Source organism: Leisingera aquaemixtae (assembly GCF_019801145.1).
GTDB lineage: Bacteria > Pseudomonadota > Alphaproteobacteria > Rhodobacterales > Rhodobacteraceae > Leisingera > Leisingera aquaemixtae_A.
The window spans coordinates 530,396-552,895 of the sequence record NZ_JAHVJQ010000001.1 but is presented as its reverse complement, the minus strand read 5'-3'; the positions used below and the strand labels follow the sequence as shown (position 1 = coordinate 552,895).

The following is a 22,500-nucleotide window of genomic DNA, read 5'->3' as shown; positions in this document are numbered from 1 at the left end:
AGCCGGCACTACCCATTGCGCGCAGCGCGGGCTTAGCAACTTGTCAGGGAAATGAAAACGACAGAAACCAGCCCGCTGATATGTCAGCAGGTAATGCAGCAGATAATGGTGGTGCAAATCTGGTTCATGCAGGCTGCTTAGCACGGGGTATCGCCGGCGCCAAGCATTTTGGCCCATAAACGGCAAAGGCCGCCCGGTCTGCCTTGGGTACAGACCGAGCGGCCAGCGGCGCAGCGGAACAGGGCTGCTGCGCCGGTGTTGTTGTCAGATCAGAACTTGAACGATGCGCGCAGCGACACCGAGGTCGCATCGCCGCCGACGCCGGAGTCGCCGAACTCATCAAAGTCATGCTCCAGCACTTCGCCGCCGATCTGCCACTGATCGGTCACCTGATAGGCCAGGCCGACACCGTAGAAGTCGCCGGTTTCGCTGCCCACCGAAGTGTCAGCTTCTGCCACACCGCCGGTCACATAGGCCAGCACTTTGCCGAAGTCGTAACCTGCCTTCACCTTGGCGCGGGCCACCGAGTCGATGGTTTCGCCGCTCAGGTCCAGGTCGGTTGCGTCATAATCCAGTTCGCCGCCCAGCACGAAACGGCCGAAATCATGGTTGTAGCCGGCATGCACACCGTAAGAGGTGTCATCACCGGAGGCACCGTTGCTGGCGTCCGCATCCAGCTGGCCGACCTGGCCACCCAGATAGAAACCGGTCCAGTCGCCGCCTTCGTTGATCACAACCGGTGCAGGTGCCGGGGCGGGTTCAACCACCGGCTCCACCAGGTTGCCGGCAAATGCCGCACTGCTCATTACGGTTGCGATGGCTGTCATAGCTACGAAACGAGTCATTCAGACTTCTCCTTTTGCAGTACCGGCGCTTCATGCGCGCCGTTGACGCCTACAAAAGGTCTTTGCCGGCCAACTTCCAGTACTGCTAGGGATGGAGTTGCCGCTCTTGGCGGGGACTGGCCGAAAGCCCTCACAGGCGCGCGCTTTTCTGCCAGTTTTGACCGGCAGGTTTCCGCCAGCCCATTGAAATACGGTGCTTTATTTCCTAGCGACCGCCCCGTGCTGCTGCACATCGCAAATACACCATTAAAAACGGAATGCGGCGCTGACTGACAGTGTTTCACCGGTGCGGCCGTTGCCGCCGTCCCGCGGCCCGGCCTCGTGATGCAACAGCTCACCGGTCACTTGCAGCATCCGGTTCAGGGAAACCCGCATGCCAAGCCCGAACAACGGGCCCAGACGCCTGCCGCTGGATGCTTCGGCCTGCAGTCCGCCGACGGTCACGAAACCGGTGGTCTGGCCGAACTCATACCCGGCTTGCAAACGCAGCTGATGGGTCTCGTCCGCCTGAACGGCCCGGGTCAGCGCGCCGGTCTGCCCGGTTGCAAGGCTTCCGCCGAACAACAGGCCGCCCGCGCCATGGCCCAAGGAAAACTGAAAGCTGCGCGCCTCGCCCGCAGACCCGGCTGAGGCAGCATCCGCCCCCGCCTGGAACGGCTTTCTCTCATCATCGTTAGCAGAAGCAGGCTGCCCCCATACGGCAGCAAGGGCACAAATTGTGGCCAAGGTTCGGAAAAACTCGGTCTTTTTAACCATCGGCATATAGTTCTGCCTTCTTGAAAGCGCCTTGCAGCGCACAGCCCCTGCGTCCCTCTATAGCAATTAATGATTAATATTTCGTTCCAAAAAGCGCGCGACCGTTAACCAAATACTTCAAAAGCAGCAAAAAACACATACAGCCGCCAAAGTTGACGGCGGGTTTTGCGGTCTCACTCTTCCAGTGATGCGCCTCAGCCAGTTTCTGTGAAAAATGTGTCGCTTTTTTCACCCTGGTCGCATTCGGACAAGAAACGCCGCAAACGCGTGGCAAAATTACGCGAAAGAAACGGGAGCCAGCATGCAGGAAGAACGCAGCCTAGTCAGCCTCATCTGCCGCACCATCGGTGCAGCGCGGGGCCGCGCAGCCCGGGGCCGGCCGCACTGAGTTGAAAGTTTCAGTATTTCAACGACATCTCCCAAAAGGCTCAAACCATGAACGACCAAGCCTCCCCCACCCGCGCCGCCCGCAGCGGCGGCCGGAATGCACGGCGCGCAGCGCGCGCCGCCGCCCTGCCAGAGCATCTGCGCCCGGTCCGCCCCGGCATGGAATCCACGGCGCTGAAAATGCTCAGCCAGGCGGATATGGAGAAAATCCACGAGGCCGCCCTTACCGCGCTCGAAGAAATCGGCCTCGCCGATGCGCCGCAAAGCGGCATCGACTACCTGACCGCCGCGGGCTGCATCCTGGGCGACGACGGCCGCATCCGATTCCCCCGCGCGCTGGTCGAGGACACCATCGCCAAGGCAAACCGCTCCGTCACGCTCTACAGCCGCGACGGCAAGAATGATCTGCAGCTGTCCGGCGGCCGGGTCCACTACGGCACAGCGGGTGCTGCTGTCAGCGTGGTGGATGTGGAAGGCAAGACCTACCGCGATTCCACCGTGCAGGACCTGCATGATGCCGCCCGCATCTGCGATCAGCTCGACAACATCCATTTCGTTCAGCGTCCGATGGTCTGCCGCGACATTCCCGACAACCTGGAAATGGACCTGAACTCCATCTATGCGACCACCGCCGGCACCACCAAGCATGTCGGCGTGTCCTTCACCGAGCCGGACTTTGTGAAACCTGGCCTGGAACTGCTGCACATGATTGCCGGCGGCGAAGATAAATGGCGTGAGCGCCCGTTTGTCTCCAACTCCAACTGCTTTGTCGTCCCGCCGATGAAATTCGCCACGGAATCCTGTGAAGTGATGGAGGAATGCATCAAGGGCGGCATGCCGGTGCTGCTGCTGTCAGCCGGGATGGCTGGCGCCACCGCACCGTCGACAATTGCCGGGGCGATCACCCAGGCGGTTGCGGAATGTCTTGCCGGCTTGGTTTATGTAAACGCCGTAAAGCCCGGTGCCCCAGCGATTTTCGGCACCTGGCCGTTTGGCCTCGACCTGCGCACCGGTGCGATGTCCGTCGGCTCCGGCGAGCAGGCCCTGCTGACCGCCGGCTGCGCCCAGATGCACAAGTTCTACGATTTGCCGGGCGGTGCCGCAGCGGGTGCCTCGGACTCCAAGCTGCCGGACATGCAGGCCGGCTGGGAACAGATGTGCTCCGCTGTCATGGCCGGCCTGTCGGGGCTCAACATGGTCTATGAAGCGGCCGGGATGCACGCCTCTCTGCTGGGGTTCTGCCTGGAATCGCTGATCCTCGACAACGACCTGCTGGGCCAGGCGCAGCGCTGCGTGCGCGGCATCGAGGTTAATGACGAAACGCTTGCGCTGGACCAGATGCGCGCCACCTGCCTTGGCGGGCCGGGCCATTACCTCGGCACCGATCAGACCCTCGGCCGGATGCAGGTAGATTACGTCTATCCGGATCTTGGCGACCGCACCTCCCCCAAGGAATGGGCGGAACGGGACAAGCCGGACCTGATCGAAAAGGCGGTCGCCAAAAAGGAAAAGATCCTGTCCGAACGCGCCGCCGCCCGGTTTGACGCGGAAACGGACATGGCAATCCGCCAGAATTTCAACATTCACCTGCCCGCCTGACACGGCGCGGACCGAACCTGCAGCGGGCCGGATCTTCCGGCCCGTTTTCTTTTGGCGAACGTCTTCCGTATCCGGCAGGCCCGCGCTGCCGTGTTTCTAAAAGTTTTCTTAACTTCCGCCTTGAAGCTTTCGACTTTGCAAGTTAACGTATTGTAAAGGCGTTAAAAAACGCAAACCCGCGAAAGCATTCAGGCAATCCAGGCTGCAAAAATTCACCTGCACACCTGCAAAATCGGAATGCAAATTCACAAGGCCTGTCGGCTTTGCGCAAATCATAAGGCACGTGCACTGCAAAATTGCAGGACGATAGATGCAACTCGCCATCCAAGTGGCGATTTGCGTTTTTATCGGTTGCGAAGCGTTAAAATCGCGCACAACCGCCGATCCTTGCAAAATGCGAGTTGTGCGTTAACTTTTCACTCGGCACCGAAGCACAACCGGCTTGAGAATTCGCTGCATCGGGCGATTGATGCGTTAACCAGGCTTTCGGCGTCCCAAGGTCATTCGAGCACGGGCGGCAGCGCTTTCTTCTTTGCAGAAATCCCAGCCTGGCCTTCCGGTGCAGAAATGCAATTCGATCCTGCAGAAACGCAGCGCGAAGCGGGTTCCGCGCTGCTGCTTGGCAATCAGAAAAACGCCTGCAAGCCGGTCTGGGCGCGGCCCAGGATCAGCGCATGCACGTCATGAGTGCCCTCGTAGGTGTTCACGGTCTCCAGGTTCACCATATGGCGGATCACGTTGAACTCCAGGCTGATGCCATTGCCGCCGTGCATGTCGCGGGCCATCCGCGCAATCTCCAGCGCCTTGCCGCAGTTGTTGCGCTTGATGATCGAAATCATCTCCGGCGCGGCATTGGCTTCATCCATCAGCCGGCCGACGCGCAGGGACGCCTGCAGGCCCAGGGTGATTTCGGTCTGCATGTTTGCCAGTTTCAGCTGGAACAGCTGGGTGTTGGCCAGCGGCCTACCGAATTGTGTGCGGTCCAGCCCGTACTGCCGCGCCGCGTGCCAGCAGGCTTCGGCCGCGCCCATCGCGCCCCAGCTGATGCCATAGCGTGCGCGGTTGAGACAGCCGAACGGCCCCTTCAGCCCTTCAACATGCGGCAGCAGCGCGTCCTCGCCGACTTCGACGCCATCCAGAACGATCTCGCCGGTGATCGACGCACGCAGCGAGGCCTTGTTCTCGATCTTTGGCGCGCTGAGGCCTTTCAATCCCTTGTCGAGCACAAAGCCGCGGATCTTGCCGCCATGCGCCTCGGACTTTGCCCAGACCACGAAAACATCGGCGATCGGCGCGTTGGAGATCCACATCTTGGACCCCTTAAGCCTATAGCCGCCTTCAATTTTTTCTGCGCGCGTCTTCATGCTGGCGGGGTCGGAACCAGCATCCGGCTCAGTCAGGCCAAAGCAGCCGATCCATTCGCCGGAGGCCAGTTTCGGCAGGTACTTTTGACGCTGCTCCTCGCTGCCGTATGCATAGATCGGATACATTACCAGCGAGCTTTGCACCGACATCATCGAGCGGTAGCCGCTGTCGACGCGCTCCACCTCGCGGGCCACCAGGCCATAGGACACATAGCCGCCGCCAAGCCCGCCGTATTCTTCGGGGATGGTGGTGCCAAGAAGGCCCATTTCGCCCATCTCGCGGAAAATCTCAGGATCAGTTTCCTCGTTTTCATAAGCACTTAGCACACGCGGCTGAAGTTTTTCCTGGGCATAGGCACGCGCGGAGGCGGAGATCATCCGCTCGTCTTCGGTCAACTGGTCCTCCAGCCGCAGCGGATCTTCCCAGTTGAAACGGCCCAGATCCGGGGCATCTTTGGCGCGCAGGGCGGGTTTGTCGGTCATCTTGTCACCTCAATGGTTCGCGATTTGGACAAACCCTAACGGGAGGTGAACGGAAAAAACAGCGAGACTTTCGCAAGAAACCATGACAAACACTCATACATGACAGTGCCACGCAAGTTCCTGCCCTCGATTTCCTCTCTGCGCGCCCTGGAGGCGCTTGATAGGCTTGGCAGCGCTTCAGCTGCCGCGGACGAATTGGCGCTGACGCAAGGCGCTGTCAGCCGCCAGCTGCAAACGCTGGAGCGGCAATTGGGGATGGAGCTGGTGCAGCGGGATCAGAAACGGCTGGCCCTGACCACGGAGGCACAGGATTATGCCGCCGAGATCCGCCAGGCGCTGAACCAGATCGTGCAGTCCACCCTGCGGCTTCAGGCGGCACCGCTGGCCGGAACGCTCAACCTGGCCATTCTTCCCGCCTTCGGCATGCGGTGGCTGATGCCGCGGCTGCCGGAGTTTGCCCGCCTGCATCCGGATGTGACGATCAATATGGCCACCCGGCTTGAACCGTTCAACTTCTCCACTGAACCGTTTGATGCGGCAATACATTTCGGGAATGCATCCTGGCCCGGAACGCAGTCGCTGCTGCTGAAGCACGAACAGCTTCTGCCGGTCTGTGCCCCGCAGTTGGTCGAAGGCCGCACAATTGAAGGACCTAAAGATATCCTGAAGCTGCCGCTGCTGCATATTCAGACCCGGAGCACCGCCTGGCGGGATTGGTTCGAACAGCACGGCATCGCGGCGGATAATGAGCTGAGCGGCACGATCTATGATCAATTCGCAACCATTACCCAGGCCGCGCTGCATGGTCTGGGGGTTGCGCTGATGCCGGATTACCTGGTGGAGCAGGATCTGGCGACCGGCCGGCTGGTGGCGCTGCACCCGGAGCAGGTGGAGACCGAAGGCGCCTACTACCTCGTCTGGCCGGAGCGAAAATCAAACGCGCCGGCGCTGACGAAATTCCGCACCTGGCTGGTTGGAAAGGCGCAGCCGGAGGATCCGCTGCCGCGGTGAAAGTCAGGGGGGTGGCATGCGTGCACCCCCTGTGCACCACTTGTGCACCCTCTGATGCCGGCTCAGCCGAGGGCGTAGCCTGCGCCGCGCACGGTGCGGACCGGATCATCGCCGCCGAACTGGGTCAGCGCCTTGCGCAGGCGGCCGATGTGAACATCGACGGTCCGGGTGTCGACATAGATGTCGCGGCCCCAGACACGGTCGAGGAGTTGTTCGCGGCTCCACACCCGGCCCGGCTTTTCCATGAAGGTGGAGAGCAGGCGGAATTCGGTCGGCCCCAGCTTCAGCGGGTTGTCGGCGCGGCTGACCTTGTGGGTTTCCGCATCCAGAACGATGTCATCGTATTCCAGCCGCACCCCGACGGTGGAGGGCCTCACACGCCGCAGCTGGCTGCGCACGCGGGCCATCAGTTCAACCACCGAATAGGGTTTCACCACATAATCATCGGCGCCGGTTTCAAGCCCCCGCACCTTGTCCACTTCCTCGGACCGGGCCGACAGCATGATCACAGGGATGTTGCGGGTCTCGGAACGGGTCTTGAGGCGGCGGCAAACCTCGATCCCGCTGAGGTTGGGCATCATCCAGTCGAGGATAATGATATCGGGCATATCCTCTTCCACCACAAGCAGCGCTTCCTCGCCATGTTCGGCACGGAGCACGCGGAACCCGTCGGCTTCGAGGTTGTAGGCCAGCACTTCCCGCTGCGCCATTTCGTCTTCTACAACCAGGACAGTGGGCTGATCGGCAGCCATTGGTCAGATCTCCTGCGGTGTGGTCGAGGTCGTGTCCGCTTTCTTGCGGTCTTCCTCCGGCTTTTCGCCGGTCACCAGATAGATCACCTGTTCGGCAATCGCGGTCACGTGGTCGCCCATGCGCTCGGTGTTTTTTGCAATGAAATGCAGGTGCATACAGGCCGAAATGTTGCGCGGGTCCTCCATCATGTGGGTGAGGAACTCGCGGAACAGGGCATTGTACATCTGGTCCACATCCCGGTCGCGGGCGATCACGTCGGCTGCCAGTTCGACATCCCGCTGAATATAGGAATCCAGCGCGTCCTTCAGCATCCGCTCCACCTCGCGCGCCATCCGGCGCAGCGCGGCGGCGCCTTCGCTGATGTTGGGGCCCTGGGCCAGAACACCGGTGCGCTTGGCCATGTTTTTCGCATAGTCGCCAATACGTTCCAGGTTGCCGGCAATCTTCATCACCGACAGCACCAGCCGCAGATCGGAGGCAGCGGGCGAGCGCAGCGCGATCAGGCGGGCGGTTTCCTCGTTGATCAGCTCTTCCAGCCCGTCGATGGCCTTGTCGCCCTGGCGCACGGTCAGCGCCAGTTCCTCGTCCCGGGTTTCCAGCGCGCGGGCGGCCTCGCGGATGGCGTCCTCGACCAGACCGCCCATCTTCATGATCTGCGCTTGAATGGCTTCCAGATCGCGGTCGAATGCAGATGCAATATGCTGTGCAGACATTTGATTTTCCTTAAAATCAGCCGATCCGGCCGGTGATGTAGCTTTCGGTGCGCGGATCTTCGGGGTTGGTGAAGATCGTGCCGGTGTGGCCGAACTCAACCAGGCTGCCGAGATGGAAGAACGCGGTTTTCTGGCTGACCCGGGCGGCCTGTTGCATCGAGTGGGTGACGATCACCACCGAGTACTGGCTGCGCAACTCGTCGATCAGCTCCTCCACCTGGGCGGTGGCGATGGGGTCGAGTGCCGAGCAGGGTTCGTCCATCAGCAGCACCTCGGGTTCGGTGGCCACCGCACGGGCAATGCACAGACGCTGCTGCTGGCCGCCGGACAGGCCGGTGCCGGGGGCGTCCAGGCGGTCCTTCACCTCATCCCAGATGGCACCGCGGCGCAGGGATTTCTCCACGATTTCATCCAGTTCCGCCTTGTTCTTCGCCAGGCCGTGGATGCGCGGGCCATAGGCCACATTGTCGTAGATCGACTTGGGGAACGGGTTCGGTTTCTGAAACACCATGCCGACCTTGGCGCGCAGCTGCACAGGGTCAACGCGCTTGTCATAGATGTCCTCGCCGTCCAGCAGGATGTCGCCCTTCACCTTGCAGGTGCTGATGGTGTCGTTCATCCGGTTCAGGCAGCGCAAGAAAGTCGACTTGCCGCAGCCGGAGGGGCCGATGAAGGCGGTGACGGTATTGTCCTCAATCTCGACATTCACGTCTTTGATCGCGTGGGTGTCGCCGTAGTAGACGTTCACATCCTTGGCGGCGATTTTGATTTTCTGAGTGTCCACGGTCTTATCCATCAAGGTCATGTCGTTCATTACTATGCCCCTTTTACCAGCGGCGTTCAAAGCGGCGGCGCAGAATCACCGCGAGGGTGTTCATGGTCACCAGGAACAGGAGTAGGATGATGATGCCGCCCCAGGCGCGCTCATAGAACGCGGGGTCGGCGCGTTTGGCCCATTCGTAGATCTGGGCAGGCATGGCGGAGTTCGGCGCCAGCAGGCCGTCGGCAATCGTTTCCGGTGCGTTGGAGGCGATGAAGCCGACCATGCCGATCAGCAGCAGCGGAGCAGTTTCCCCCAGCGCCTGTGCCAGCCCGATGATGGTGCCGGTCAGGATGCCCGGCGCGGCCAGCGGCAGCACATGGTGGAACACCGCCTGCATTTTCGATGCCCCGACCCCCAGCGCGGCGTCGCGGATCGACGGCGGCACCGCCTTCAGCGAGGCTCGGGTGGAGATGATAATGGTCGGCAGGGTCATCAGCGTCAGCACCAGGCCGCCCACCAGCGGCGCCGAGGTCGGCAGGTGCATGTAGTTGATGAACACCGCAAGGCCCAGGATGCCGAACACGATCGACGGAACCGCGGCGAGGTTGGAGATGTTCACCTCGATCATGTCGGTGAGCCAGTTCTGCGGCGCAAACTCCTCGAGGTAGATCGAGGCGGCCACGCCGATCGGCAGCGCTAGCGCCAGCACCACCAGCATCATGAACAGCGAGCCCAGCATGGAGACGCCGATACCAGCTGCTTCGGGACGGGCGTCGGATGCATCCGCACCGGTGATAAAATCAAGGTTGAAGGTTTTCTCCAAAACTCCGGCCGCGGCCAAAGCATCAACAAGATCAAGCTGTTCGGCTGAGATGTTCTTGTCGTTGACGATGCTGTCGCGGGTCACGCGGCCCTTCAGGTAGCCGTCCACGCGGCTGGAGGCGAGGAAGCGGAACTCCACCGTCTGGCCGATCTGGTCCGGGTTGGCGATCACGTAGTCGCGCAGCTGGGCGGCGACATCCTTGGACAGGATGCCGGCCAGTTCCTTGGCCTTGAGGCTGGTTTCGATGCCATACTCGGCGACCGCAGCCTCCATCGCGCCCTTGATGATCGGGGCATAGCCGAAGGTGGTGACTTTCTTGATATCCTCGATGTTGCGCTCGCCCTTCTTGTCGAGCTTGCTTTCCAGCAGTTCGACTTCGAGGGTGACGAAAGTCTGCTGAAAGGCACCGGTGCCCTTGCCGACGATCGTGGTCACCAGGATCAGCAGCATCACAAGGCCTGCAGCGATGGCAGCGATGCCGTAGGCGCGGAAGCGCTTCTCGGCAGCATTGCGGCGCTTGGTGCGCGGGGTCTGCTCCAGCAGCGAGCCGCCGTGTTTGCGGGGCTCCGGTGCGGCGCCTGCGGGGGATTGGCTGAGGTCAGTCATTATTCGTACTGCTCCCGGTATTTGCGCACGATGTAGAGCGCCAGGACGTTCAGGCCGAGGGTCAGGACAAACAGCGTCAGGCCCAGGGCAAAGGCAACCAGCGTTTCCGGGCTGGCAAAGTCGGTGTCGCCGGTCAGCTGGCTGACAATGCGGGTGGTGATGGTGGTCATCGACTCCAGCGGATTGGCGGAGAACTTGGCAATCGCCCCTGCCCCCATCACCACGATCATGGTCTCGCCGATGGCGCGCGAGGCGGCCAGCAGAACCGCGCCGACGATGCCCGGAAGTGCGGCCGGCATCACCACCTGGCGCACGGTTTCGGATTTGGTCGCGCCGAGCCCCAGAGAGCCGTCGCGCAACGCCTGCGGCACCGCGTTGATGATGTCATCGGACAGGGAGGAGACGAAGGGGATCAGCATGATGCCCATCACCAGCCCTGCGGTCAGCACCGAGGTAGCGCCTGCCATCCACTCGACCCCCAGGAACCCGCCTTTGGCAAAGAGGCTGGCCAGCGCCGGGCCAACGGTCAGCAGCGCAAACAGGCCGTAGACGATGGTGGGAATGCCCGCGAGGATTTCCAGTAGCGGCTTGGCAAAGGAGCGCACCGCGCCGCTGGCGTATTCCGACAGGTAAACGGCGGCAAACAGGCCGACGGGAACCGCAACCAGCAGAGCAATGAAGGAGATGTAGAGCGTGCCCCACAAGAGCGGCAGGATCGACAGTTCGCTGCCACCCCGGAAATTGGGCGCCCAGGTGGAGCCGAAGAAGAAATCGGTCCAGGAGTGCAGGCCGAAGAAGTTCTTGGTTTCAAACAGCATCGACAGAACGATGCCGATGGTGGTCAGGATCGCCAGCGACGCCGCCATGATCAACAGCGCCAGCACCGCGCGCTCCACCACGTTGCGGGCGCGGAAATCCTTGTGGATGCGGCTGTAGGCCCAGGCAAAGCCGCCAAGCGACAGCAGCGCCACCACGGCAGTCATCGCGGCCCGGCCGGTGTTCGACAGGTTGCGGTAGGCCTGGGAGGCATTCAGCACTTCCGGGCGCACATCGTCGCCCAGGGCCACGCCCACTTCGCCCATCAGGGCGCGGATGTCCTGCTCGCCACCAGCCACATTGCGAGCCTCGCGGGCCGTCAGAAGCCCCTGCTCCACCGCCAGGTCCAGCCCTTCGGCCACCCGGCGCACGTCGCTCATCACCAGGCCAATGGTGGAATTTTCCGGAACCGCCTCTGCCGGGATCATGCCGGAGACGCGGGACTCGATGAACATCGGCTGGACCAGCAGCCAGATCGCCAATGCCGCGATGGCCGGAACAAAGGCGGCCAGGGCAACGTGGTAGCCATAATAAGAAGGCAGTGAGTGAAGGTCTTTGACGTTGCCCGCAGCGGAGGCAATCGCGCGGCGGCGCCCGCCGAAATAGCCGGCGGCGGAAAGCGCAAGCAGGAGGGCAACAAGCCAGAAAGTGGGCATGAAAAGCTCCGGTTTTGGCGGTGGTGTTTCGGCTGCGGCAGCCCTGCCGCGGAAAGTAAGAGCCGGGGCGGATGGCTCCGCCCCGGCGAGGTTCAGATAACGCGCGGGGCGATCAGGAGTTGCCGCCCATCACAGCTTCGCTGGCAACCGCTTCCTGGGTGTCCGCCAGTTCCGGGTCAGCCACCAGGCCGTATTCGGCCAGCGGGCCGTCTTCACCGGCAACTTCATCCGCGACGAAGAATTCAGCGTATTCCTTGAGGCCCGGGATCACACCGATGTGGGCCTTCTTGATGTAGAAGAACAGCGGGCGGGACACCGGGTATTCCCCGGTTGCGATGCTTTCGGTGGAGGGCACAACGCCGGACATGGTGGCAACCTGCAGCTTGTCGGTGTTGTTCTCGTAGAAAGCCAGGCCAAAGACGCCGATGCCGTCCTTGTTGCTTTCGATGCGGGCCAGGGTCTCGGTGTAGTCGCCGTCGATGTCAACCGACTTGCCGTCGGTGCGCAGGGCGATGCAGGCTTTCTCGGCAGCTTTCTCGTCGCCGCCGTTGGCTTCCTTGAAGGCTTCAAAGGCGCCGGTTTCCTCGCAGCCAGCCAGGATCACCTTGTCTTCGAACACTTCACGGGTGCCGTGCTTGGTGCCCGGAATGAAGGCCTGGATGTCCACGGCCGGGAAATCGGCGTTCACGTCGGCCCAGGTGGTGTTCGGGTTGTCGGCCAGCGCGCCGTCAACCAGCACCTTGTCGGACAGCGCCAGGAACCAGTCGGCCGGGGTGAATTCGAAGGAGTTGGCATTGATGTCGGAGGCAAAGACGATGCCGTCATAACCGATGCGGACTTCGATGATGTCGGTCACGCCGTTTTCGGCGCAAGCGGCGATTTCCTTGTCCTTGATCTTGCGCGAGGCGTTGGCGATGTCGATGGTGTTTTCACCGACGCCTTCGCAGAAACGCTTGAGGCCGGCGGAAGAGCCGCCGGATTCCACAACCGGGGTCGGGAAGTCGAAGTTCTCGCCAAAGGCTTCTGCCACGATGGAGGCGTAGGGCAGAACGGTGGACGAACCGGCAACCTGCACCTGGTCACGCGCGGCGGCTGCGGTGGCGGAAACGGCGGAAATCGCCAGGGCGGAAGCGGTCAGTTTCACAAAGGACATTTGTGTCTCCAAGAGTTTCAAAGTTCGATCACCCCGTGATGATCTTGCCGCCTCTCCTAGAAGCTGCTGATGAGGCTTTTGTGACACGAGTGTAACAGCTGCATGACAAACCGGGTTTCTGCAGAAAAAATTCTGACACAAAACGGCAATGCCGCCGCCGGAAAAACCGGCGGCGGCATTGTCTCGCCCAGAAACCCGGGGTTGGTTATTCCGGCAATATCACTGTGAAAACAGATCCTTGCCCCAGCTCGCTTTCAACCCGGAGCCGTCCGCGGTGGCGGTTGACGATGTGTTTTACAATCGCCAGCCCCAGCCCGGTGCCGCCCATCTCGCGCGAGCGGTGGCTGTCGGCGCGGTAGAAGCGCTCTGTCAGCCGCGGCAGGTGGACAGGATCGATTCCCGGGCCGTTGTCGATCACCTGGACGCGGGCAGCGGGTGCGCGCACCGCCAGGTCGCGGCCGGTGAAGCTGAGCACCACACGAACCTGGTCGCCGCCGTATTTCACCGCGTTTTCCACCAGATTGGTGAAGACCTGCTGCAGCTGGTCGGGGTCGCCGGTGACAAACACGGGGTCGTCCGGCGCCTCCAGCGTCATCGTGGCGCCGCGGGCCTCAGCCACCGGCGCCAGTGTCTTGAGCGTGGAGGCCAGATGCCCGGACAGGTCCACCTTCTCCTTGGGGCGCACCCGCTCCTCGCTTTCCACGCGGTTGAGGGACAAGAGATCCCCGACCAGGCGGTTCATCCGGCTGGCTTCGCCCTCCATGATGGTCAGAAACCGGTCGCGCGCTTTTGCGTCGTCCCTGGCCGGTCCGCGCAGGGTTTCGATGAAACCGATGAGAGCGGTCAGCGGCGTGCGCAGCTCATGGCTGACATTGCCGACAAAGTCGCGGCGCATCTGGCTGGCCTGCTCGCGTTCCGTAATGTCATCAAAACAGGCCAGCACGGCGCCGCCGCCGACGGCACCGATACCCGGCACATAGCGCAGGGTGACGGTGAAGGTGGTGTCCTGGGCGCCGTCATTGGACAGATGCCGCGCGGTGCGGGCCTCGCGGTCGCGCAGGCAGCCCTCGATGGCAGTGGCAACGCTGGGCTGGCGCAGGATGGTCGCGAAATGGCGGCCCTTGACCCCCTGCCCCAAAAGCGCAGCGGCGGCGCTGTTCACGGCGATGAAACGCTCTGTCTGGTCCACCAGCACGGCGGGCAGCGGGATGGCTGCCAGGAATCCGTCAATCAGCTCCGTCGTCATCTGGTCCCCGCAGTTGAAGGTCCGGCCTGAGTACCGCCGCCGTGTAAATCTATTGTGGCAAGGCCAGCGCAGCCGTCCGCCGCCCAAGGCCCAGGCTACAGCGGCTTCAGCTCCGCCCGGAAGCCGCGCATGTTGTCCTGGTAGAGCAGCGCGCTTTGGGTGAGTTTTTCAGCCAGCGCCGCATCCACCTCGCGCACCACCTTGCCAGGGCTGCCCATCACCAGGGAGTTGTCGGGGATTTCCTTGTTCTCGGTGATCAAGGCCCCGGCCCCGATCAGGCAGTTCTTGCCGATCTTCGCACCGTTCAGGATGGTGGCGCCCATGCCGACCAGTGTGTTTTCGCCAATGGTGCAGCCGTGCAGCATTGCCTTGTGGCCGATGGTGCAGTTCCTGCCGATGGTCAGCGGATAGCCCGCATCAATATGCATCACCACGTTTTCCTGCACATTGGTGCCTTCGCAGATGCGGATTTCCTCGTGGTCGGCGCGGATGGTGACGCCGAACCAGACCGAGGAGCCTGCCTCCATCACCACCTTTCCGATCAGGTTGGCATCGGGGGCCACCCATGTGTCTTCGTGGATCTGCGGCTGGTGCGCGCCAAGAGCGTAAAGAGTCATGACTGTTCCTCGAACTGGGTTTGCAGGGCGCGCACATGCTCCTGCAGCTTGGGCTGCTGGATGCGGCGCATGCGCTCGGCCTCGACGATGATCTTCAGCTTGGCCTCGGTCTCGTCCAGATCATCGTTGACCAGCACGTAATCATAATAGCCCCAGTGGCTGATCTCATCCCAGCTTTTCATCATCCGCTTGGAGATCACCTCGGCGCTGTCCTGAGCCCGGGTTTCCAGGCGGCGGCGCAGTTCCGTGATCGAAGGAGGCAGGATGAAGATCGACAGCGCGTGCTTGCCCAGATCGGAGTTGCGGATCTGGATCTCGCCCTGCCAGTCCACATCGAACAGCACATCCTCGCCGGCCTCGATGGTGTCCTTCACCGGGCCGGCGGGTGAGCCGTAGAAATTGCCGAAGACGTGGGCGTGCTCCAGCATCTGCCCTTCGGCGACCTGCTGTTTGAAGGCTTCTTCGGACATGAAGTAGTATTCGCGTCCGTGCTCCTCTCCCGGGCGCGGCGCGCGCGTGGTGGCAGAAACCGAGAACTTCAGGCCCGGGTCCCAGGCCATCAGGCGGCGGGCCAGGGTGGATTTGCCTGCGCCCGAAGGCGATGAGAGGATGATCAAAAGGCCGCGGCGGTCCGCCATCTGGGCACTCCTTTTCTTATTCTATGTTCTGCACCTGCTCGCGCATCTGGTCGATCACGGTTTTCAGCTCAAGCCCTACCGCCGTCAAGCCGCTGTTCTGGGCTTTTGAGCAGAGCGTGTTGGCCTCGCGGTTGAATTCCTGCATCAGGAAGTCGAGCTTGCGGCCCACCGCGCCGCCCTTGACCAGCAGATCGCGCGCGGCGGCGACGTGGGCGCCAAGACGGTCAAGTTCTTCAGTCACATCCGCCTTGACCGCAATCAATGCCAGCTCCTGCGCCACACGGTCCGGATCGGCACCGTCGGCGTTGTCCATGACGCGGGCCAGGTTGGCCTTCAGCGTTTCGGCCATCTTCGCCTTGCGCTCGTCCGCGCGCTCTGCCGCCAGGGCGGTCAGGGCCGCGACCTGCTCCAGCTGGCCGTTAAGGATTACGGCAAGCGCAGCCCCCTCGGCCTCGCGCATCTGCACGAATTCCGCCACAAGGGTTTCCAGTTCCTTGCCGAGCGCGGCAACCAGCGGCGCCGGATCATCGTCGCCCGCGGACTGTTCCAGCACGCCCTTGAAGGACAGAAGCTCAGCCGCCGAGGCCGCGCGCACCTCCACCCGGTTCTGCTTGGCCATGGATTGCGCCTCTCCCAGCGCCTTGACCACCGATTGCAGAACAGCGGTGTTGACCTGCACCTGGCCGGCGCTGTCTTCGGTGCGGGTGATCCGCAGGGTCAGCGATACATTGCCCCGCGCCAGCGCCTTGGCCAGAGCAGCGCGTGTGTTGTTTTCAAGCCCTTCCAGCCAGTCCGGCACCCGGAGCCGCAGATCCAGCCCCTTGGCGTTGACCGAGCGGAGTTCCCAGCTCCAGCTGTGCTGATCGGAACTGCCCTGCGCCGAGGCAAAGGCGGTCATGCTGCGGATGGTCATGCGGATGGCCCTCATTTCGCTGGTGATTGGTCTGCTCTACTGTCTGGAAAGTACAGGGTGCAAGCGCATTTGCAAAAACACCCCCGCGCAAGGGCGTTAACCATTGCTTTAAGATTTAGTCCAAATTTGAATTAGATTGTGTCATCTTAACTTCAGGGTAACCAAACCGGCCCTAAGTCTTAAGGCAGCAAGGAGCTGCACAGGATCTTCGGGATGGCCGGCTTTGCAGGGGATAATGAGATGATTTTTGGCAGCCGCAGTGGCCGTGGCCTGCCCGGCGGGCAGGAAAACGTCGTATCGATAAGCCGCTTCCGCAAAGGCGGCGCGCTGTCGCCGCTCCGCCAGGCTGAGGCCTATTGGACTGCGCTGCGCCGCGGCGATGATGTTCCGAGCCGGTCGCAGATCGATCCGCGCGGGCTGGAAAACATCCTGAGCAACACCTTCATTCTGGAGCGCATCGCACCCGGGATCGCCCGGTTCCGCCTGGCCGGTTCGCTGGTCAACGAGATGGCCGGAATGGAAGTGCGCGGAATGCCGGTGACCGCCTTCTTCACTGCCGACGCCCGCAAGCAGCTGAGCAATGCGATGGAGCATATGTTCGAAACCCCGGCGGTTGTGGAACTGGGGCTTCAGATCGAAGCACCGCGCCAGAAGGCGCCGCGCGCAGCACGCATGCTGCTGCTGCCGCTGCGCAGCGACCTGGGAGATATCAGCCGGGTGCTCGGCATCCTGGTGGCGGACGAGGGAACAGCAGCCACTTCGCAGCGGTTCTCAATCACCTCGATCGAGATGCGCGCAGTGGGCAGTTCCGCAGGGTCTGCCGCCTTCAAGGCCAAGCCGCGGGAAGAGGCGGAGCCGGAGCAGACCGGCGTCAACCAGCCGAACCAGGGTTTTGCAGAGACACAGGCGCGGTTCAAGCCGGAGCGGTCGCTGCTGGAGGAAGCCAGGGCATTGCTGGACCGCAGCCGTGCGGAGCGCGCGGATGAGAAGCCGCAGGCAGACGAACCTTCCTCTGCCAAACGAAGCGGCGCACCGCATCTGCGGCTGGTGGTCAGCCGCGACTGACCGCTGCGGGCGGCAGCCCGGCTGCTGCATAAGATTTTGCATTCAAGTACAAGGTCATAGCACTTGAATTGACTGCGCCCCGAGGGAGAACCCCGGGGCGCTTCTTTGTTCAGCGATCCATTCTGCAAGGGGCCGCGCGCCCAGGCGGTGCGCGGCCTGCCCCGGATCAGCCGGCCTGACGGGCGGACTGGCTTGCACGCAGGGCGGACAGTTCCTCGGCCACCAGGAAGGCCAGTTCCAGCGACTGGCTGGCATTCAGGCGCGGGTCGCAGGCGGTGTGGTAGCGGTCGCTCAGGTCTTCTTCGGTCACCGCGCGCACGCCGCCGGTGCATTCGGTCACGTCCTGGCCGGTCATCTCGAAGTGCACGCCGCCCGGGATGGTGCCCTCGGCCTTGTGCACGCCGAAGAAGTCGCGCACTTCGCGCAGAACGCTTTCGAAGGGGCGGGTCTTGTAGCCGGTGGAGGACTTGATGGTGTTGCCGTGCATCGGGTCGCAGACCCAGGTGACATTGGCGCCCTCTTCCTTGACCGCCTTGATCAGGCGCGGCAGATGCTCGCCCGCCTTGCCGGCGCCGAAGCGGGCGATCAGGGTCAGTTTGCCCTCTTCGTTTTCCGGGTTCAGGCGCGCCATCAGCACCTTCAGGTCCTCGGCGGTGGTGGTCGGGCCGCATTTGAGGCCGATCGGGTTCAGCACGCCGCTGCAGAATTCCACATGGGCGCCGTCCGGCTGCCGGGTGCGGTCGCCGATCCAGATCATATGGCCGGAACCGGCCAGCCATTTGCCGGAAGTGGAGTCGAGGCGTGTCAGCGCCTCTTCATACTCCAGCAGCAGGCTTTCGTGGCTGGTGTAGAATTCCACGGTAGAGAATTCATGGGTGGTGTCGGCGTTGATCCCGGCGGCCGCCATGAAGTCGATGGTGTCCTGAATGCGGGTCGCGATCTCGCTGTATTTCTGGACTTCCTGCTCGTCGGTGAAGCCCAGGGTCCAGGAGTGCACCCGGCTCATGTCGGCAAAGCCGCCGGTGGAGAAGGCGCGCAGCAGGTTCAGGGTTGCGGCGGCCTGGGTATAGGCCTGCAGCATTTTCTGCGGGTTCGGGATGCGGGCATCGGGTGTGAATGCCAGTTCATTGATGATGTCGCCGCGGTAGCTGGGCAGTTCCACCCCATCAACGGTCTCGGTCGGCGCGCTGCGCGGCTTGGCGAACTGGCCGGCCATGCGGCCCACCTTCACGACCGGCACCTTGGCGCCATAGGTCAGCACCATCGCCATCTGCAGCATCACCTTGAAGGTGTCGCGGATCGCATCGGCGCTGAACTGGTCAAAGCTTTCGGCGCAGTCGCCGCCCTGCAGCAGGAACGCCTCGCCGCGCCCGGCCGCCCCCAGGTGCTGTTTCAGCCTGCGCGCTTCGCCGGCAAAGACCAGCGGAGGGTACTTGGAAAGCTGAGCCTCGACAGCGTTCAGCGCTGCCGCATCCGTGTAGTCCGGCATCTGAACCCGCGGCTTGTTGCGCCAGTCCGTTTTTTGCCATTCGCTCATGACTTTATCTCCGCATCAGAGGTCTTTAGAATATGTTGTGTGCTCTATACAAAATCCGCTGGGGGGAGGCCAGTTTAGAATTGCGGCCACTTGACCCCGGGTCCAAGCTGTGAGCACGGTTTTCCGACTTGCTGCGGAGCGTGCTTTCGCGGCCTGACGACTGTTTCTTGAAGGACGTGCCACATGCAGACGCCACGCAAGCCTGCTGTTTCTGGAATAGCCACCGGCCAGCCGAAGAGGTACGTTTTTGTACTCTTGGACAAATTCACCCTGCTTTGCTTTTCGGCCGCTATGGAATCGCTGCGGATCGCAAACCGGATGGCGGGGCGCGAGCTTTACACCTGGACCGTGGTCGGTGAAGGCGGCGAAACCGTAAGCTGCTCCGCCGGCACTGTGTTCCAGTTGGACTCCGATCTGGGCGAACTGCAGCGCGACGACTCGATCATGGTCTGCGGCGGCATTGATGTGCAGGACGCCTCCACCAAGAAAGTTCTGTCCTGGCTGCGCCGCGAGGCCCGCAAGGGGCTGATGGTCGGCGGTCTGTGCACCGCGTCCTACACTTTGGCCAAGGCCGGCCTGCTGGATGGCAAGCGTGCGACGATCCACTGGGAAAACGCCGACAGCTTCGGCGAGGAGTTCGACGAGGTTGAGCTGGCGAAATCGGTGTTTGTCATCGACGGCAACCGGCTGTCGACGGCCGGCGGCACCTCCTCGATCGACCTGATGCTCAAGCTGATTGCAAACGACCACGGCGAGGATCTGGCAAATTCAGTGGCGGACCAGCTGATCTATTCCTCGATCCGCACCGACCAGGACACCCAGCGGCTGTCGATCCCGACCCGCATCGGGGTGCGCCATCCCAAACTGTCGATGGTGATCCAGATGATGGAAGCCAATATCGAAGAGCCGATCAGCCCGTCGATCCTGGCGCAGGATGTGGGCATGTCCACCCGCCAGCTGGAGCGCCTGTTCCGCCGCTACCTGAACCGCTCGCCGAAGCGCTATTACATGGAGCTGCGGCTGCAGAAGGCGCGCAACCTGCTGATGCAAACGGACATGAGCGTGATCAACGTGGCGCTGGCCTGCGGCTTTGCCTCGCCGTCGCATTTCTCCAAATGCTACCGGGCGCATTACGACACCACCCCCTACCGCGAGCGCGGCAGCAAGGCGGCGGCGTATAAGACGTGACGGCCGCGGCCCGCGCCCTGGCTAGCGGGAAATCCTGAAAACCGCCCCTTCGCCCTCCGAGGCGAACCAGATGCTGCCATCGGGCGCCTCCTGCACATCGCGGATGCGCCCGGTTGCTCTGCCGCGCAGTTGCTCGGCCTCCTTCAGCGGCGCCCCGGAAAGCCGGGAGATATAGTCGAACTTGAGCGAGCCGACGAAGATATCGCCGCGCCACTCAGGCCACATCCGGCCGGAATAGATCATCATGCCGGACGGCGCCATGGAGGGGTCCCAGTACCATTCGGGCTGCTCCATCCCGGGCAGCGCGGTGCCCGCGCCGATTTTGGCACCGGAGTAATGGCGGCCGTAGGAGATCACCGGCCAGCCGTAATTGGCCCCCTTGCGGACCCGGTTCACCTCATCGCCGCCTTTGGCGCCATGTTCCGCTACCCACAGGTTGCCCTGCAGATCCAATGCCATGCCTTGCGGATTGCGGTGGCCATAGGACCAGATCTCCGGCTGTGTGTCCTTGTGGCCGGCAAAGGGATTGCCGGCCGGCACTGTACCGTCCCTGTTTATCCTTACCACGGACCCTTGGTGCAGCCGCAGGTCCTGGGCGCTGGGCCGGTCGCCGCGTTCCCCCAGCGAAACAAACAGGGTTCCGTCACGCGCCTCGACCACGCGGGAGCCGAAATGCCGCCCGCCCCTGGATCCGGGCGCGGCCTCGAACAGGATACGCAGATCCGTCAGGGAGGCATTGTCCCGGCTGAGGCGGCCGGCGGCCAAGGCGGTGCCTGCGCCGCGCCCTTGGCGCTTGGCGAAAGTCAGGAAGACCTCGCGACTGGTTTGAAAGTCCCGCGGCACCATGACATCCAGCAGCCCGCCCTGCCCCTCCGCCGCCACGGCGGGCGTGCCGCGGACCTGATTCTTTTTCCCGTCTCTTACGTAAAACAGCGCTCCGTCACGCTCTGTCACCAGGAAACCGCCGCCGGGCAGAAAGGCAAAGCCCCAGGGAACGTCAAACCCGCCGGCCATCTTGGTGACATGCAGCCGGCCAAGGCTGCTGTTCATGGTATCCGCCTGAACTGTCTTCGAAAACGGCAGCAGCAGAAGCACAGCCGTCAAAATGAGTAACCGATGCAACATTTCCGCTTCCCCTTTCGTTACTTTAAGCTTAAATTAATCTCAGCTCCGCAGCTCATAACCTGATAATAGCGGAGAAAAACGGGACGGACTCTTTGCTATCTCACGCCTCAACAGGACTTTTCTTTTCCAGACGGCTTGCCTAGGGTCCGATGTGAACATTTTTGTTCCAACAATGGGAGTTCTCAAATGAAGAAACTGCTGATGGCCACTGCGGCCGCTGCGCTGACTGCTGGCACCGCATATGCCGGCGGCCATGCCAAGGAAGTGAAACTGGGCGTGCTGTTCGGCTTCACCGGCCCGATTGAATCGCTAGCCCCTGCCATGGGCGACGGCGCCGAGCTGGCCATGGAAGAAGTCACCAAATCCGGCAAGCTGCTGGACAGCGCCACCGTGACCCCGGTCCGCGCCGACACCGGCTGCATCGATAACGGTCTGGCTGTTGCAAACGGCGAAAAGCTGGTGGCTGAAGGCGTGAACGGCATCATCGGCGGCGACTGCTCCGGCGTGACCGGCGCCATCCTGCAGAACGTGGCGATCCCGAACGGCATGGTGATGATCTCTCCGTCCGCAACCTCGCCCGGCCTGTCGACCATGGAAGACAACGGCCTGTTCTTCCGCACCTCGCCGTCGGACGCACGCGAAGGCCAGGTGATGGCCGAGATCCTGAAAGAGCGCGGCATCAATTCGATCGCCCTGACCTACACCAACAACGACTATGGCAAGGGCCTGGCGGACGCGATCCAGTCCTCTTTCGAGGAAGTCGGCGGCGAAGTCACCATCGTGACCGCGCATGAAGACGGCAAGGGCGACTACTCTGCAGAAGTCGGCGCGCTGGCATCGGCCGGCGGCGATGTGCTGGTTGTGGCGGGCTACCTGGACCAGGGCGGCCTGGGCATCATCCAGGGCGCGCTGGATTCCGGTGCGTTTGAAACCTTCGGCCTGCCCGGCGGCATGATCGGCGACAGCCTGCCTGCAAACGTTGGCGCAGACCTGGACGGCTCGTTCGGCCAGATCGCGGGCTCCGACAGCAAGGGCGCGGAAATCTTTGCCGAAATGGCAAAAGAACGCGGCTTTGACGGCACCTCGGCCTACGCGTCCGAATCCTATGACGCAGCGGCGCTGTTCCTGCTGGCCATGCAGGCCGCCAACTCCACCAACCCGGCGGACTATGTCGGCAAGATCCTGGAGGTGGCAAACGCCCCGGGCGAGCCGATCAACCCCGGTGAGCTGGGCAAGGCGCTGGAAATCCTCGCCGCTGGCGGTGACATCGACTATCAGGGCGCAACCGGCGTTGAGCTGATCGGCCCGGGTGAGAGCGCAGGCTCCTACCGCGAGATCGAAGTGAAGGACGGCAAGAACGAAACCCTTCGCTTCCGCTGATAAGCATCTGAAAAGCAACCAAGATAGGTCAGCCCGGGTTCCGCCCGGGCTGTTCTAAATTAA

The 22,500-nt window shown here is 62.5% G+C and carries 21 protein-coding genes; 6 read left to right on the top strand and 15 right to left on the bottom strand.

Going from position 1 to position 22,500, the window contains the following annotated elements:
* Nucleotides 1-269 precede the first annotated feature (269 nt).
* Complete coding sequence (locus KUW17_RS02700; protein ID WP_222475733.1) at nt 270-845, bottom strand: outer membrane protein; 576 nt, start codon at nt 843-845, stop codon at nt 270-272.
* A gap of 246 nt (nt 846-1,091) precedes the next feature.
* Nucleotides 1,092-1,409, bottom strand: coding sequence for a hypothetical protein (locus KUW17_RS23280; RefSeq protein ID WP_226428432.1), 318 nt, complete (start codon nt 1,407-1,409; stop codon nt 1,092-1,094).
* Between the two features lie 627 nt (nt 1,410-2,036).
* Between KUW17_RS23280 and KUW17_RS02690 the strand changes: the two genes are divergently transcribed.
* Together KUW17_RS02690 and KUW17_RS02685 are read left to right on the top strand one after the other, a co-directional pair.
* Complete coding sequence (locus KUW17_RS02690) at nt 2,037-3,587, top strand: trimethylamine methyltransferase family protein (RefSeq protein ID WP_222475729.1); 1,551 nt, start codon at nt 2,037-2,039, stop codon at nt 3,585-3,587.
* A 237-nt stretch (nt 3,588-3,824) separates the two neighbouring features.
* Nucleotides 3,825-4,274 (top strand): hypothetical protein, encoded by a 450-nt coding sequence (locus KUW17_RS02685; protein ID WP_222475727.1) that lies wholly within the window; start codon nt 3,825-3,827, stop codon nt 4,272-4,274.
* Here KUW17_RS02685 and KUW17_RS02680 read toward each other — a convergent pair.
* The gene (locus KUW17_RS02680; RefSeq protein WP_222475725.1) at nt 4,214-5,434 is read right to left on the bottom strand and encodes an acyl-CoA dehydrogenase; all 1,221 of its coding nucleotides are present in this window, start codon (nt 5,432-5,434) and stop codon (nt 4,214-4,216) included. The two genes, KUW17_RS02685 and KUW17_RS02680, sit on opposite strands and share 61 nt — an antisense overlap.
* A gap of 99 nt (nt 5,435-5,533) precedes the next feature.
* Here KUW17_RS02680 and KUW17_RS02675 point away from each other — a divergent pair, with 99 nt between their 5' ends.
* The gene (locus KUW17_RS02675; protein WP_222475723.1) at nt 5,534-6,445 is read left to right on the top strand and encodes a LysR family transcriptional regulator; all 912 of its coding nucleotides are present in this window, start codon (nt 5,534-5,536) and stop codon (nt 6,443-6,445) included.
* Between the two features lie 62 nt (nt 6,446-6,507).
* On the opposite strand, the gene phoB is transcribed toward KUW17_RS02675, so the two are convergent.
* From phoB to KUW17_RS02625, 10 genes are all read right to left on the bottom strand, one after another.
* Complete coding sequence (gene phoB / locus KUW17_RS02670; RefSeq protein ID WP_222475721.1) at nt 6,508-7,197, bottom strand: phosphate regulon transcriptional regulator PhoB; 690 nt, start codon at nt 7,195-7,197, stop codon at nt 6,508-6,510.
* Nucleotides 7,198-7,200: 3 nt separating this feature from the next.
* A complete protein-coding gene (gene phoU, locus KUW17_RS02665; RefSeq protein ID WP_222475719.1) occupies nt 7,201-7,911 on the bottom strand; it encodes a phosphate signaling complex protein PhoU in 711 nt (236 codons plus the stop codon).
* A gap of 16 nt (nt 7,912-7,927) precedes the next feature.
* Nucleotides 7,928-8,725 (bottom strand): phosphate ABC transporter ATP-binding protein PstB, encoded by a 798-nt coding sequence (gene pstB / locus KUW17_RS02660; RefSeq protein WP_222475717.1) that lies wholly within the window; start codon nt 8,723-8,725, stop codon nt 7,928-7,930.
* Between the two features lie 13 nt (nt 8,726-8,738).
* The gene (gene pstA, locus KUW17_RS02655; protein WP_222475715.1) at nt 8,739-10,103 is read right to left on the bottom strand and encodes a phosphate ABC transporter permease PstA; all 1,365 of its coding nucleotides are present in this window, start codon (nt 10,101-10,103) and stop codon (nt 8,739-8,741) included.
* Entirely contained in the window at nt 10,103-11,575 is a 1,473-nt protein-coding gene (gene pstC, locus KUW17_RS02650) for a phosphate ABC transporter permease subunit PstC (RefSeq protein WP_222475714.1), read from the bottom strand. The genes pstA and pstC overlap by 1 nt, the downstream gene beginning before the upstream one ends.
* A 112-nt stretch (nt 11,576-11,687) precedes the next feature.
* The gene (locus tag KUW17_RS02645) at nt 11,688-12,728 is read right to left on the bottom strand and encodes a substrate-binding domain-containing protein (protein WP_222475712.1); all 1,041 of its coding nucleotides are present in this window, start codon (nt 12,726-12,728) and stop codon (nt 11,688-11,690) included.
* A 205-nt stretch (nt 12,729-12,933) separates the two neighbouring features.
* On the bottom strand, nt 12,934-13,974 hold the full coding sequence (locus tag KUW17_RS02640) for a sensor histidine kinase (RefSeq protein ID WP_222475710.1): 1,041 nt from the start codon (nt 13,972-13,974) through the stop codon (nt 12,934-12,936).
* Nucleotides 13,975-14,069: 95 nt separating this feature from the next.
* On the bottom strand, nt 14,070-14,591 hold the full coding sequence (locus KUW17_RS02635) for a gamma carbonic anhydrase family protein (protein WP_222475708.1): 522 nt from the start codon (nt 14,589-14,591) through the stop codon (nt 14,070-14,072).
* A complete protein-coding gene (gene gmk / locus KUW17_RS02630) occupies nt 14,588-15,229 on the bottom strand; it encodes a guanylate kinase (protein WP_222475706.1) in 642 nt (213 codons plus the stop codon). Before gmk ends, KUW17_RS02635 begins: the two co-directional genes overlap by 4 nt.
* A gap of 16 nt (nt 15,230-15,245) precedes the next feature.
* Nucleotides 15,246-16,142: a YicC/YloC family endoribonuclease gene (locus KUW17_RS02625; protein ID WP_222476284.1), complete on the bottom strand. Its 897-nt coding sequence runs from the start codon at nt 16,140-16,142 to the stop codon at nt 15,246-15,248.
* Nucleotides 16,143-16,382: 240 nt separating this feature from the next.
* On the opposite strand from KUW17_RS02625, the gene KUW17_RS02620 reads away from it, so the two are divergent.
* On the top strand, nt 16,383-17,207 hold the full coding sequence (locus KUW17_RS02620) for a PAS domain-containing protein (protein ID WP_261396945.1): 825 nt from the start codon (nt 16,383-16,385) through the stop codon (nt 17,205-17,207).
* A 166-nt stretch (nt 17,208-17,373) separates the two neighbouring features.
* On the opposite strand, the gene KUW17_RS02615 is transcribed toward KUW17_RS02620, so the two are convergent.
* Nucleotides 17,374-18,744 carry a class II 3-deoxy-7-phosphoheptulonate synthase gene (locus KUW17_RS02615; RefSeq protein WP_222475704.1) on the bottom strand — a complete coding sequence of 457 codons (1,371 nt, stop codon included), beginning with the start codon at nt 18,742-18,744 and terminating at the stop codon, nt 17,374-17,376.
* 183 nt (nt 18,745-18,927) lie between these two features.
* Between KUW17_RS02615 and KUW17_RS02610 the strand changes: the two genes are divergently transcribed.
* Entirely contained in the window at nt 18,928-19,932 is a 1,005-nt protein-coding gene (locus tag KUW17_RS02610; protein ID WP_222475703.1) for a GlxA family transcriptional regulator, read from the top strand.
* A gap of 21 nt (nt 19,933-19,953) precedes the next feature.
* On the opposite strand, the gene KUW17_RS02605 is transcribed toward KUW17_RS02610, so the two are convergent.
* Nucleotides 19,954-21,057: a PQQ-dependent sugar dehydrogenase gene (locus KUW17_RS02605; RefSeq protein WP_222475702.1), complete on the bottom strand. Its 1,104-nt coding sequence runs from the start codon at nt 21,055-21,057 to the stop codon at nt 19,954-19,956.
* A gap of 186 nt (nt 21,058-21,243) precedes the next feature.
* Between KUW17_RS02605 and KUW17_RS02600 the strand changes: the two genes are divergently transcribed.
* A complete protein-coding gene (locus KUW17_RS02600) occupies nt 21,244-22,437 on the top strand; it encodes an ABC transporter substrate-binding protein (protein WP_174146976.1) in 1,194 nt (397 codons plus the stop codon).
* The last annotated feature ends 63 nt before the right edge of the window (nt 22,438-22,500 follow it).

Coding starts and splice junctions, on each gene's coding strand:
- KUW17_RS02700 (WP_222475733.1), bottom strand. CDS start 845: ATGACTCGTTTCGTAGCTATGACAGCCATCGCAACCGTAATGAGCAGT.
- KUW17_RS02690 (WP_222475729.1), top strand. CDS start 2,037: ATGAACGACCAAGCCTCCCCCACCCGCGCCGCCCGCAGCGGCGGCCGG.
- KUW17_RS02685 (WP_222475727.1), top strand. CDS start 3,825: ATGCAAATTCACAAGGCCTGTCGGCTTTGCGCAAATCATAAGGCACGT.
- KUW17_RS02680 (WP_222475725.1), bottom strand. CDS start 5,434: ATGACCGACAAACCCGCCCTGCGCGCCAAAGATGCCCCGGATCTGGGC.
- KUW17_RS02675 (WP_222475723.1), top strand. CDS start 5,534: ATGACAGTGCCACGCAAGTTCCTGCCCTCGATTTCCTCTCTGCGCGCC.
- phoB (WP_222475721.1), bottom strand. CDS start 7,197: ATGGCTGCCGATCAGCCCACTGTCCTGGTTGTAGAAGACGAAATGGCG.
- phoU (WP_222475719.1), bottom strand. CDS start 7,911: ATGTCTGCACAGCATATTGCATCTGCATTCGACCGCGATCTGGAAGCC.
- pstB (WP_222475717.1), bottom strand. CDS start 8,725: ATGAACGACATGACCTTGATGGATAAGACCGTGGACACTCAGAAAATC.
- pstA (WP_222475715.1), bottom strand. CDS start 10,103: ATGACTGACCTCAGCCAATCCCCCGCAGGCGCCGCACCGGAGCCCCGC.
- pstC (WP_222475714.1), bottom strand. CDS start 11,575: ATGCCCACTTTCTGGCTTGTTGCCCTCCTGCTTGCGCTTTCCGCCGCC.
- KUW17_RS02645 (WP_222475712.1), bottom strand. CDS start 12,728: ATGTCCTTTGTGAAACTGACCGCTTCCGCCCTGGCGATTTCCGCCGTT.
- KUW17_RS02640 (WP_222475710.1), bottom strand. CDS start 13,974: ATGACGACGGAGCTGATTGACGGATTCCTGGCAGCCATCCCGCTGCCC.
- KUW17_RS02635 (WP_222475708.1), bottom strand. CDS start 14,591: ATGACTCTTTACGCTCTTGGCGCGCACCAGCCGCAGATCCACGAAGAC.
- gmk (WP_222475706.1), bottom strand. CDS start 15,229: ATGGCGGACCGCCGCGGCCTTTTGATCATCCTCTCATCGCCTTCGGGC.
- KUW17_RS02625 (WP_222476284.1), bottom strand. CDS start 16,142: ATGACCATCCGCAGCATGACCGCCTTTGCCTCGGCGCAGGGCAGTTCC.
- KUW17_RS02620 (WP_261396945.1), top strand. CDS start 16,383: ATGATTTTTGGCAGCCGCAGTGGCCGTGGCCTGCCCGGCGGGCAGGAA.
- KUW17_RS02615 (WP_222475704.1), bottom strand. CDS start 18,744: ATGAGCGAATGGCAAAAAACGGACTGGCGCAACAAGCCGCGGGTTCAG.
- KUW17_RS02610 (WP_222475703.1), top strand. CDS start 18,928: ATGCAGACGCCACGCAAGCCTGCTGTTTCTGGAATAGCCACCGGCCAG.
- KUW17_RS02605 (WP_222475702.1), bottom strand. CDS start 21,057: ATGTTGCATCGGTTACTCATTTTGACGGCTGTGCTTCTGCTGCTGCCG.
- KUW17_RS02600 (WP_174146976.1), top strand. CDS start 21,244: ATGAAGAAACTGCTGATGGCCACTGCGGCCGCTGCGCTGACTGCTGGC.